The 12,277-nt window shown below is 72.8% G+C and carries 5 protein-coding genes; all 5 read right to left on the reverse strand.

Features of this window, described 5'->3' with window-relative positions; all coding sequences use genetic code 11:
- Window positions 1-179 precede the first annotated feature (179 nt).
- The 5 genes from AB0J53_RS17850 to AB0J53_RS17870 all read right to left on the reverse strand — a co-directional run bounded on the left by AB0J53_RS17850 (window position 180) and on the right by AB0J53_RS17870 (window position 12,212).
- On the reverse strand, window positions 180-10,085 hold the full coding sequence (locus tag AB0J53_RS17850; RefSeq protein WP_364173231.1) for a hypothetical protein: 9,906 nt from the start codon (window positions 10,083-10,085) through the stop codon (window positions 180-182).
- A gap of 26 nt (window positions 10,086-10,111) precedes the next feature.
- A complete protein-coding gene (locus tag AB0J53_RS17855; protein ID WP_364173234.1) occupies window positions 10,112-10,462 on the reverse strand; it encodes a hypothetical protein in 351 nt (116 codons plus the stop codon).
- Window positions 10,459-10,794, reverse strand: a complete 336-nt coding sequence (locus AB0J53_RS17860; RefSeq protein WP_246643772.1) for a YbaB/EbfC family nucleoid-associated protein — start codon at window positions 10,792-10,794, stop codon at window positions 10,459-10,461. Before AB0J53_RS17860 ends, AB0J53_RS17855 begins: the two co-directional genes overlap by 4 nt.
- 153 nt (window positions 10,795-10,947) lie before the next feature.
- A complete protein-coding gene (locus tag AB0J53_RS17865) occupies window positions 10,948-11,343 on the reverse strand; it encodes a hypothetical protein (protein WP_219499842.1) in 396 nt (131 codons plus the stop codon).
- Entirely contained in the window at window positions 11,340-12,212 is an 873-nt protein-coding gene (locus AB0J53_RS17870) for an SseB family protein (RefSeq protein WP_364173237.1), read from the reverse strand. The genes AB0J53_RS17865 and AB0J53_RS17870 overlap by 4 nt, the downstream gene beginning before the upstream one ends.
- Window positions 12,213-12,277 lie beyond the last annotated feature (65 nt).

The following is a 12,277-nucleotide window of genomic DNA, read 5'->3' on the forward strand; positions in this document are numbered from 1 at the left end:
CCGGAGGTCTCGGTCTCGGAGGTCTCGGTTCCGGGGGTCCCGGTCCCGGAGGTCCCGGAAGTCCCGGTCCCGGAGGTCCCGATCCCGAAGGTCCCGATCCCGAAGGTCCCGGTCCCGGAGGTCTCGATCCCGGAGGTCCCGGTCTCGGAAGTCCCGGTCCCGGAGGTCCCGGGGTCCCATCATGCCGTCGCCACGGGGGTGGGGGCACACTGGCACGGCTCGTCGTCGCGGCAGTCGCATTCCTCCCAGTCCGGGTACCAGCCGGTGACGTTCGTGAGCTTGCGGTAGGGGCGCCACTTCTCGCTGCGGTGGCGTTTGGGCGTGTCCTTCATGAGGGCGATCAGCTCGGCGGCGAGGCTGGGCGGGATCGCGTAGCTGATGTCGGCGCGCGCGGCGAGGGTGAGCAGGGTGTCGATGCGGGCCGAGCGCTCGGCGGGGATGGAGGTGCGGACCTGGCGTGCGGCTTCGGCGAGCTGGGCGACGGCCTGGAAGTGGGCGGCCATCCGGGGGTCGCCGGCGGCCTGGGCCGCCGCCCCGGCCGCGATGGCTGCCGCGGCGCGCTCGCTGACGTCCACTGTGGCGTACGGGTCTAGCTCGATGACCACGGGGTTGCTCGAAATGTCCCCGGAGGTCCGGGAGCCGTTCGGGGCGGTTGCGGGGGTTTGGGAGCCGTTCGTACCGACTCCGGGGGCTTGGGTGCCGTTCGTGCTGGCCCCGGAGGTTCGGGTGTCGTTCGCGGAGGCTGCGGGGGCTTGGGAGCCGTTCGCACCGACTCCGGAGGTCCGGGTGTCGTTCGGGGAGGCTGCGGGGCCCCGGGTGTCGTTCGGGGTGGGGGCGCCGGGGATGCGGGGGGTTGGGGTCGCGGGGCGGATCTGGAGGTCGGTCGGGGGGCGGCCGGGGATCTCCAGGGTGATCCGGCCGTCGCCGTGGTGGCGGGCGCGGGCGCCGGCGATCGCCGCGCCTCGTTCGACCGCGCGGACGACGGCCGTCAGCGGAAGCGTCGCCAGGCTGACGGGGGCGGGGGCGGGGGCGGTGGCGGTGGTGGCGCCCCAGTTGAGGAGGCTCGCTATCCGGCTGCGGGGTTGGGGGGCGCCGGCCCAGGGCGCCGGGGGCGGGGTGTGGCCGCGGCGGGTGAGGTCGGCGGCGACGGCGTCGATCGCCTGGGCGAGGCGGTCTCGGGTCGGCGTGTCGGTGGCGGCGTGCCACTTGCGGGACAGGTGGGCGTGCTCGTTGAGGCGCGGCGTCAGGCAGTGGTCGACGACCGGCTCGCCACGAGAGGAGAGGGCGGCGAGGAAGGAGCGGACGACGCCCTGGGGCCGGCCGGCGGCGCGGGCGGCGCCGTCCTGGGCGAGGTGGGTGATCTCGTGCACCAGGACGGACGACACGACGTCCGGGTGGAGGCGCGGGGCGAGGACCATGACGTGCGCTTCGTCGGCGGTGGTGCCGGTGCGGAGGTGCGTACGGCCGGTCAGGCCCGGGCCGGGGTCGCCGACGGTCACGCGCACGTGGTGGACGGCGCCGGACGGCAGTTCGACCTGGAGCGTGTCGCCGGACCAGGTGAGGCTGCGGACGGCGCCGCCGAAGTCGGTCAGCGACACGTTCTGGGCCTGGATCTCGGTCAGGGAGAGGTCCTCGGTCCCGTCGGGCCGGGCGGCGGCGTCGAGGGGTGTGGCGGGGAGCTCGGGCGAGGTCACAGAGGTGCCGGGGCCGGACGAGGGTGAGGTGGCGGAGCCGCCGCCGGGCGTGCCGGCCGCGGCGGCCGGGTTCTCCGCGGCGGCTGCCTTGTAGGGGTAGACGGGCTTGGGCTCGGCGGGGCGGTTGTGCCCGTTGTTCTCCAGGGCCTTGAGCACCTGGTCGGTGAACGTGCCCGGGTCCTGCGAGGTGTCGAAGACGGCGCGCAGGTCGAGGCCGGTGCTCTCGGCCAGGGTGAGCACGTCGGGGGGCAGGGTGGCGAACGCCTCGGCGAACCCGCCGTCGAAGGTCTCGCTGCGTACGGAGCCGTCGGGGTGGGCGTAGTAGCGGCGCGGGACCCCGTTCTCGGTCACGGTGACGACGGCGACGGCGCCGCGGTCGCGCGCTTCCAGGCGGGCGTCGGTGAGCTGCGGGATCAGTCCCTGGCGGGTGCCCGTGGCGCGGAACGTCTCGCGGACGGAGGACGGCGGGGCGACGCGGATGCCGGCTTCCATGCGCGCCCGCATCTCGTTGATCTCCTCGCCGAAGAGGGTCACGAAGATCTCGCCGCCGGTGGCGTGCCGCATGGTGACGGCGTCGCCGATGGGGGTGGGCGGGCCGCCGGGCAGGCGGCGTACGTGCTGGAAGGTGAGGTCGTAGTCGACGCGGAGGCGGACGGTGTAAAGCGCCCCGTTGCGGAACTCGCTGCGTTCGACGCGGCCGCCGCTGGTTTCGGTGACGCTTTCCGCGGACTGCTCGCCCAGGGACGCGCCGAGGCCGATCCCCGCCTCGGGGATCATGCCGCCGTTGGCGCCTCCGCTCATGGGGGCGAAGCGGCCGCGGCCCACGGTCACGCTCATGCTGGTCGCCTCGCGGTCGACCTCGCCCTTCTCACCTGTGAACGGGCCGCTGTAGACCTGCATGTCGGAGGTGTGCGCCTCGATGGTCACGTCGACGCCCTGGTTGCGAGCGCCCTGCCGGCCCAGGGGCACGACCACCTCGCCGCCGGGCCTGGACATGCGCTCGAACACGCTGATCAGCGCGTCCACGGACAGGCGGCTGGTCAGTTCGCCCATGCGCGCGGCCACGGTGGCGCGGCCGACCATCTTCTCCAGCTGGCCGCTGACGACCTCCAGCAGCGTCGGCTTGCCGGCGTCGGTGAACAGCGACTCCGGGAAGTACCCGCGGGGCAGTTCGGCGCGGCGGGGGTCGATGACCGGCGGGGCCTCCGTCACGTTCGCGTCGGCGGGCCGGATCATGCCGGTGGGGATGCGGCGCACCACGACCGCGTCGTACGTGCGCCGTATCTCGCGGGTCTTGCGGCTGACGGCGCCGCTCGCCTTCTGGGCGACGGAGCGGACCTTGCCGCCGGGCAGCGGTCTCCGTTCGATCTCGACGACGAGGTCCATCTCCTGCCGCACCCGGTCGAGGCCGAGGAACAGGGCGATGCGCTGGAGCCGCACGATCTGCCGGCCGCGCGTCGCGCCGAAGGATTTCGTGAGGTCGGTCGAGGCGCTGACGCCGCCGGTGTCGGTCTCCTCCTTGCCGCTGAAGTCGGCGCCGAAGGCGTGGGAGCCGTTGAACCCTTCGGACTCGGTGACGTCGGTGTAGCGGTAGAACTGCTTGATGGCGCCGGCGGCGTCGGTGTGGCCGATCAGCTCGGCGCGGTCGGCGCCGTGCTTGGGCACCATCCGCACCCTGACCGTGATCTCCTCGGCGACCCCGCTGGCCAGGTCGCCGAGCGCGTTGTAGGTCTTGCTGTAGCCGTTCCGGCTCCACATGTCGTTGACGCGGATCTCGGTGCGGGTGCGGGCGAAGTCGACCGACACTTCCCTGCGCAGGGTGGGGGCGGCCTTCAGCACCTCGGGCGCGACCTCTTCGAGCATGTTGAGGACTTCGTCGCGGAGCTGTACGCGTTTGCCGCTCTTGTCCTTGGCCGTGAGGGACTCCATGAGGCTGAGTCCCATCGCGTTCTGGTACGGCCGGGCCAGCACGACTTCGCGGCTCTGCTGGATGAGGTCCCTGGCTCGCGACAGCATGCGGGCGAGCTGCTTGTGCATGGGCATGCGCCGCTCACGCTGCGGCGTGCTCTGGTTCTGCGCGGACTGGTGCCCGCTGGGCCCGCTCTGCGCCGTCTGCCCCTTGCCCTTGCGCCGCTGCTTGGCCGGCTGCTGCGGTTCGACGACCTTTCTGAGCGCGGTGAGGAGGGCGTGCGGGGTGTGCTGTTCGGCCAGGCCGAGGTCCTCCCCGGCGGCGCGGGCGTCGGCCAGGGCCTTGGTGTAGCGCGTGAGGAGAGCGGTGGCGAGGGTCCGGTCCAGGGTGAGGCTGCCGTTGACGAACCGCTCGACCGCGTCGGCCACGAGGTGCAGCGGCAGGTCGAGGTCGTCGTCGGAGTACAGGAGCAGGGCGTCGTACTCGGGGATCGTCAGCAGGGCGGCGCCGCGGCTGTGGGCCGGGCGGGCGGCCCTGGGCGTGACCCCGTCGGGGACGGTCTCGTTGCCGGTGTACGTGAAGCCGACGTCGGCGCGGATGACGTAGTGCCGGCCGGTCTCGATCGTGAGTTCCTCGGTGCCCCAGATGTCGAGCTGCGAGATCGAGGTGGACGTCGACTTGGAGACGGAGGGGAGCGACAGCTTGCCGCCGTCGTTGGTGGTGCCGCCGTCGTCGTGGTCGGTCCCGCTCGCGGACAGGCTCGTGTTCCGGCTCACGGACCCGCCGTAGCTGACGCCCGCGCTGCCCATGCCGAACTTGATGTCGCCGCTGACGTGGTCGACGACGCCGACCACCTCGGCGGCGCCGTACTCGCCCTTCACGGACAGGAAGGAGCGGGTGGTGGTGCCGCGGGTGCGGATGCCGGTCTCGCTGCCGTACGCGTCGTCCTCCCACTCGCGGTGCCCGGCGAGGTTGCGCATGTTGACCAGGCCCGCGAAGTGGTGGAAGGCGGGCGAGTCGCTGCGCATGGCCCTCGGCAGCACCTCCCGGGCGGCGGCCAGCGCGTTGCCGGGGTCGAGGTGCAGCATCTTGGTCCGCGCCAGCACCTTGGCGGACAGCTTGCCCACCGGCGCCTGCTTCGGGTTCTTCGCGGGCATGAGGTCGGCGGCGATGACGAGCTTGGCCTCGCCCTTGCGGGAGGAGATCTGCTCGCGCTTGCCGTTGTGCTCCAGCTCGACGATCACGCGGTGCCGCATGGTGTACACGCCGACGATGTCGCCGCTCTCGCCCAGCGTCACGATGTTCTGCGTGCCGCCGTGGCTGGAGCCGACGTTCCGGTTGTATCCACGGCTGTAGCTGCCGTTGACCTCGTGGCCGAAGCCGTTCTGGCCCTCCCCGGGCGCGTCGCTCTCGGCGAGCCCGACCTTGCCGGGGTACGTCCTGGACCGGCTGAAGCCGCGCCCGGAGGTGTCGGAGCCGATGTCGAGGTAGACCACCGCCTCCGCGTCGGTGTAGCCGATGTAGGTGAAGTCCTTGAAGTCCTGCTTGAGCTGGATGTGGACGGTGTAGTGCTCGGAGGTGCGGTTGGGGCGGTGCCGTACCAGGTCGAAGTGCAGTCCGTCCTGCGCCGCCTGGTCGTAGCCGGCCTGCATGCGCCGGGCCGACAGCTGGGTGAGGACCTCGCGCAGGTTGTGGACCTGGCTCGCGAGCTCCAGCTCGTTGTCCGAGAACACGAACTCGCCGTTCACGATCTTCGGCACCACGCCGCGCTCGCCGAGGTCGCTCAGGACGTCCTGGGCGACCTCGTCCATCCCGAGGACCTCCTGGACGAGGGCCGGGCCGGCGCCGCGGAGCTGGCCGGGCTGGTCGCCCATCGTGGGGGGCAGCCCGGCCGTGCGGCCTTCGGGCACCTCGGGGATGGGGTCGCCGCGCAGCACCGGGATGCCGTCGGCCCCGATCACCACCTTGCCGTCCTTGCGGAGGAGCGCGCCCTCGTCGACGGGCAGGCCGAACCGGTAGGCGGCCGCCTCCTGCATGGCGACCAGCGCGGTGCTGGCGACGTCCGGGAGGGTGACGGGGGCCTGACCGGGGCGCTCGACGGTGATCGAGTGGACCATCATGAGCCGGTACGACTGCCGCGGGCCCTTCTTGCGGTGCACGCTCGGGTGGATGGCCTGCTGGTTGGCGGTCGACGAGTGGGAGTGCGAGGCCGATCTTCCGGTTTCGGCCTTGGGGTTGATGGAAGGCTCGAACTCGCCCATGGGGCCCAGGACGTCGAGGTCCTCAAGCCGGTGGATCTTGAGCTTGGCGGAGGCGCTGAGGCCGGTGGAGCCGCCCGCCGACGCCCCGCCGGGGACGTTGGCGAAGTCGATGAGCACCTCCTCCTCCCACTCGTCCGAGCTGGGCTGGCCCACCAGCGGGCTGTCGGGGACCTGGACGATCCTGGTGTCGACCCTGATGCGCGCGTCGGTGCGTCCCCCGACGGTGAGGGGCCGCCTGAACCCGCCGTTGACCGCCTCGCGCAGCGCCATCGGCAGCTCGTCGACGAGGGTCGTGCGCAGGTTGTGGTGCGCGATGGAGCCGACCGTGGCGTAGTCGCCGCCGAGGTGGTCGGCGACCATGTCGAGGGCGCCTTCGAGACCGGTCATGCCGGTGACGGTGACGTTCGGGAGCTCGGGGTCGCGCTTGTCGGGATCGATCCTGGTGACGTTCCGGGGCGGCGGCTCGACGTGCGGGTGCGTGAACCACACCCGCTGGCCGGCGGCGTCGGCGGGAGCGCCGGAGCTCACGGTGACGCGGCCCTCCCAGGTGCGCGAGCCGGGCACGCGGATCTCCGCCGTCCAGGTGGCCGTGCCCTCGTACAGCATCGACTCGCTGCGGTTGTCGACGACGGAGCCCGACTGGAAGGCGGGGCCGGCGCCGCCGGTGACGCTCGCGCTGCGGCCGGCGTTGACGCCGAATCCCGCACCGAGGAACTGGTTGGCCATCTGCAGGAACGAGTCCTCGGGCAGCATCGGCGTCAGGATGCCGGTGTCGAAGTTCGGCGCCAGGCCGCCGCTGTTGGCCGCGGTGCCGTTGACCGTCCGGCCGCCCAGGACGAACATGCCGACCATGATCTCCGAGGCGATCACGGACGGCTCGAACACCTCGACGAGGTCGCCGAGCGTGAGCTTGAGCCGTACCTCGGCCGCGTCCTTGCCGACACCGGGCCGCAGCACGAGGCCGTCCTCGCTCAGCACCTTGTGGAAGTTCTGCCGGATCGCGGTCTCGAGCTCGTTGATGGTGTAGCGGTGGCTGACGTCCTTGCCCTCCAGCAGCTCGTTGACCGCCTCGGTGAGCTTGGTCAGGTGGGCGATCCGGGACGTGGGCATCGCGGTGGTCCGGCTGACGGCGGCCGGCTGGGTGGCGGCGCGGGCGACCAGGTAGGCCCGGTGGGCCTGCCTGGCCTTCGCCAGGTTCTCCTTGCTGGGGTCCACCCGCAGCGTCCGGTACGCGCGCTCGGCCGCCTGGGCGGCGGTCCGCGTCCTCTCGTAACGCTCGGCCATCCGCAGGTGCCTGGCCTCCTTGGCCCGGTGGCCCTGCGCCTCGGCCAGCGCCTTGCGCACGCGCACCTGCTTGCCCTGGTCGCGCTGCTTACGGGCCTTCTTCGCCGCCTCGGCGGACTCCTTGGCCTTGTTCCGCGCCTCCTGGGCGGTCTTCTTCTTGGACGCGACCTGCTGCGTCAGGTTGTCCTCCGCCTGGTGGAAGAAGTCGACCAGGCGGCGGATCTCCAGGAGGTCGGGGGTTCCGTCGGGGACGCCGGGCACGCGCGGCGGCTGCTCGGCCGGGGTGGGTGTGAAGGGCAGCGGGGGCGCGGCGTGGCCGCGCGTGGCCAGGTCGGCCATCACCCCGTCGATGTCGGCGACGAGCCTCCGCTGCTCCCGGGAGTTGGTGGCCTGCTGCCACTGCTCGACGAGGTAGCCGAGCTCGTTCATCCGGGCGGCCACGCACAGGTCCTGCGTCTCGCGCATCCTGCCGCGTGACAGCATCCGGCGCACCACGCCCTGCTTCTCCGGGGCATGCAGGTGGTGCAGGGTGTCGGTGATCTCGTGCAGCATGGTGCGCGCCACCTGGTCGGCGGCCATGCCGCGGGCGAGGTGGACGACGTGCGCCTCGGCGCTGCTGGTCCCGGCGTTGACCTCGGTGCGGCCCATGAGGGACGCGTCGAGGCGGCCGATCACCGTGCGGAAGTGGTGGATGCCCTGGCGGGTGCGCACGAGCAGCGTGGAGCCGTCGGCGGACCAGCTCCAGCCCGTGACGCCCTCGGTGCGGAAGTGGTGGGGGCGCAGCGTGTCCACGCCCGCCTTCACCTCGGCGTCGGTCAGCGTGGTGCCGTCCGTGCGGCCGTCCGGGACGAAGCGGGTGCCGGGCAGGGCGCGCGAGGTGACGGTGCCGGGCTTGCTCCGGGTGGGGCGTGCCGCCTGGGATCCGTCCTCGTTCGTCCGGGCTTGCGGGGCGGTGTCGATGCTGGGCCTGCTCGCGGCCTGGACCAGGAGCAGGGTCGCGTCCATGCGCAGGCGGGCCTGGTCGACGCCCAGCGCGGCGCGCTCCTCCAGGGCGGTACGCACGGCGTTCACCGTGGAGGCGGGGATCACCAGCTCGCTGTCGTCCCTGCTGAGGACCAGGTCGCCGCCTCGGGTGGCGAGCATGGTGGGGAAGTTCGTCTCGGCCGCGTCCAGCAGGGCGGTGTGCGCGCCGGTGACGTGCGCGGGCGCGTCGGCGGGGGCCGGGATCGCGTCCTTGACCGGCACCCGCTCCTCGGCGGCGGGCGCGGCCTCGGGGGTGGAGGCGGCCTCCGGGGTGGAGGCGGCCTCGGGGGCGGGGGCTGGGGCCTCGTCGGGAGTGGGCGCCGCGTCGGGGGCGGGGGCCGCGTCAGGGGCGGGGGTCGTGTCGTCGGTGGACGCCGGAGCCGCAGCGGAGTTGGTCGAGGCGGTCGGGGCCGGGGTCGCGGTGGGCGCCGGGGCCGCGTTCGCGGCGGGCTCCTGCTGCCGCTCCTCCTCCCGGTCCTCGTCGGGGGCGGGCTGCGAGGAGCGGGTACGGGAGTCGGCGTCGGGCGTGGCGGGCCCGCGGCGGCCCGCCGGGTTGTCGTCCTGCGAGCGGTTGGTCCGCGTGTCGGTGTCGGAGCCGGAGGAGCGGGCGCCGTCCGAGGCGGACGACCCGGCCGGGGCGCCGCCCCGCGTGGTGGTGGAGTTCGGCGCCGAGGGCGCGGGCCCGGCCGGGGCGGGGCCGGCGGGGCCGTTGGCGGGCCCGTTGGACGACGTGGTGTTGCTGCCGGGGTCGCCCCCGGGCGGGGTGCCGCCGGAGCGGGCCGCGTCGGAGCGGGCGGCGGCGTCCTGCGCGGACGCCAGGGCGCTGGTCGGGTGGGTCAGGGCGGACAGGACGTCCGGGTTGAACGGGCTGATGGTGCCGGTGCGGCCGACGCCGCCGAGGAACCCGCCCATCATCGCCTCGGCGGTGAACGGGTTCTCCATCCGCCCGTAGACGGCGGCGTTGGCGACGAAGCTGCCGAGCGGCGAGGCGATCATGTTGTTGAGGCCGGTGTTGAGCGCCCTCCCGGCGAAGCCGCCCACGCGCCGGGTGACGCGGGAGAGGGGCCCGGCGACCTTCGTGCCGATCCACGCGCCGGCTCCGGCGCCGATCAGCGAGGCCTTGAACCGCGCCCAGTCGAAGAACTTGCGGGTGCCCTTGTCGATCTGGATCCGCTGGGTGAGCCAGTCGATGAAGCCCTCTTCGCCCATCTCCTCGGTGAGCTCGCGGCCGAGAGGGCTGGCCAGCAGCCGGGCGAGCACGATCTTGCCGGTGGCCCCGCTGAGCGTCGTGACCCGGCCGAGCTGTCCGGCGGCGGCCTTGCGCCCGCCGACGGCGGCCAGGCGGGCCAGGATGCGGCTGACGGCCGCGCGGCAGGCCGCCGAGTACGGCCCGATCAGCCGGGCGCCGGACCCTGCGGTGAAGAACGAGACGTAGACCGCGATGGCGATGGCGACGACCGTGATCCAGAAGGCGACGTTGATCGAGATCTTGGAGTACTGGGTCTCGACGGCGAAGTCGCTCGCGTGGGAGGCGTGGCCGCAGCAGTTCTTGTGCACGCCGGCCAGCCCGGCGCTCTCGCCGTACAGGAACTTGGCCCGGTTGACGAACTCGGCGGTCGGCGGCGCGTACATGCCGTCGACGATGGTGCGCGCGGCGGTGCCGGCGGCGACGGCGTGCTTGTCGGTGCCCTCGGCCAGCTTCTCGTACGCGACGGCCAGCGCGGACATGCCCTTCTCGCTGGCCCTCGGCCACATCTGGCCGGCCGACAGCATGGGCAGCAGGAAGTAGTTCAGCCAGTCGGGGAAGACCTCGGTCTCCCACACGGGCTCGGTGTCCCGGTCGATCCGCACCGCGATGTGCTGGGCGGGCAGGCCGCTGGGCCCCTGGACGTGGACGTTGCCACCAGTCGTCACGGATGTTCCCGTTCAGTCCGTCGCCCTCACGCCTCCGCGATCATCGCTTTTTGGCGGCGCAGGTCGGCCGCCATGTCGGCGTGCGCCTGGAGGGTGTTGTCGACCACGATGCGGACGGCGTCACCGGCGTCGGCGATCTCCTTGAGGAGCTTCTTGCACTTGGTGATCGTCTCGGGTCCGCCGTTGACGCCCACGTGAGAGGTGAGGAAGGCCTTGCCTTCGGTGCCGGTGCCCCACGGCTGGGCGTCCAGGCACTTCTGCACCTCGGCGATCAGGTCGGCGCACTCGCGCTCCTGGTCGCCGGCCATCGTCTTCCACTCGGTGATGCCGCGGTCGACGACGGACTTGACGACGGAGGACTCGTCCCACATGTTCATCGGGCCTCTCCCTCCTCACCCGCGAACACCTGGAAGATCGCCTCGACGTCGCCGTCGATGTGGGCCCGCATCTGCTCGGGCGGCACGACGGGCGCGAAGATCTCCACGATGCTCTCGCGCAGCCGCGCCTCGGCCCGGCGGGTGGTCTCCACGATGGTGTCGGCCAGGTGGCGGGCGTCGGGGCGGCGGTAGACGCGGGGGTCGAGGTCGAGGCCGACGAGCTCACCCCGGGAGCCGACGGTCACGCTGACGAGGCCGTCGGGCGACTTCTCGGTCACGCGCAGCTCCTTGGCCCGCGTGTGCAGCTCCATGCCCTCGTCCTGCAAGCGCATGAACATCGTCCTGAGTTCGTCGGCGTATGCCTGCATCCCCGCAGCCGAGCGGCTCGCTGCCTCCATGACACTCCCACCCAATAGCGCCACATGCGACACATCGCACTGTATGGATAGTTTCTGTCACATGAATACCAAGTAACAAGAGCCCGGCTAGACAATCTCGTCGAGGGGCACGGCCTCCTCACGAAGATCGGCCGCCTCGGCGCGCGGCACCCAGCGGCGGTAGACGCCCCGTTCGATCCGGTCCAGCCCCAGCTCGACGGCCCGGGGCGCGGACGCGCCCGCGTACTCCAGCAGCAGCTCGCCGTCGCGTTCGGCGTGCACGTGGAACGGCTCGCCGCGCCACTCGCACACGGTGATCACGAAGTGCAGCGCCTCGCACTCCTCCGCCGGCACCGGCAGCACGTGACAGCCGGGCTCCACCTCCTCGAACCCCTCGCGCGGCTCGGCGCTGCGCAGCCTGATCCACAGTTCGAGCGAGTGCGGCTCCGGGCTGGCCTCGAAGTCCTCGCCCTGCCAGCGCGCGCGGTAGTGGTGCCAGCTCACGCCGTCACCGCCACCGTCAGCAGCCAGCGCCGCAGGTCGCCGTGGTAGAGCGCGCGCCGGTGCTCGGTGCCGGCGTCGGTCAGCTCCCAGATCTCCGCGCCGTGCGGCAGCCCGACGCCGTAGATCTTGTACTCGCGCACGAGCAGCTCGGGGTTGGGCACCAGGCCCATCCCGGCGAACGGCGGCTCCTCGACGACCCAGCCCGCCACCGCGTCACGTCCCTCCTCGTCGAGGCCGCCGTACGGGGTGCGGTAGAGGTTGAGGCCGGCCGGACGCCAGCGCAGCAGGTTGAGCGAGCCCTCGGGCGTCAGCTTGTCCGTCGCGCCGAGCGCCTCGGCGAGCACGGTGGGCGTGGCGATGTGCGAGACGTCCAGGGCGTGGTGGCAGTAGCCCGACACCCGCGAGCTGTTGCCGGTCAGCAGGTCGTCCAGGTCGCCCGGGCCGAGCACCTTCTGCATGACGGGCACGCCCGACCCCGGCGCGATCAGGAGGTCCTGGGCGAGCGTGGGCACGGCCAGCCGGGCCACGGTGCCCGACTCCAGCGGGAACCACACCGGCAGGCCCGCGTTGACCGCCAGCCCCCAGCGCGGGTCGGGCCAGGCGGCGGCCATCTCGGGGAGCGAGCTGACCCGCCAGTGCTCGGTGGCGACGCCGGCCGCCCGCATGGCCTCGACGGAGGTGTAGGCGAGCATCCACACGCGGTCGGGGCCGGTGTAGGTGGCCCACCGGGGCGGTTCGGCGCCCGCCGCCGCGGCGGCGGAGATCGGCATCGCGAAGTCGGCGTCGCGCAGGAGGCTCAGGCACAGGTCGATCCGGCCGGCCTCGTGCGCCGCCCAGAGCTGTTCCTCGAAGGGGCTGGCTGGTTCCACGGAGGTCACAGTAATCGGCGGGAGTGAGGTGCGACGCCTGTGTGCAAGCTGGGATATTGGAGACC

The organism is Nonomuraea sp. NPDC049725 (assembly GCF_040674795.1).
Classification (GTDB): domain Bacteria; phylum Actinomycetota; class Actinomycetes; order Streptosporangiales; family Streptosporangiaceae; genus Nonomuraea; species Nonomuraea ceibae.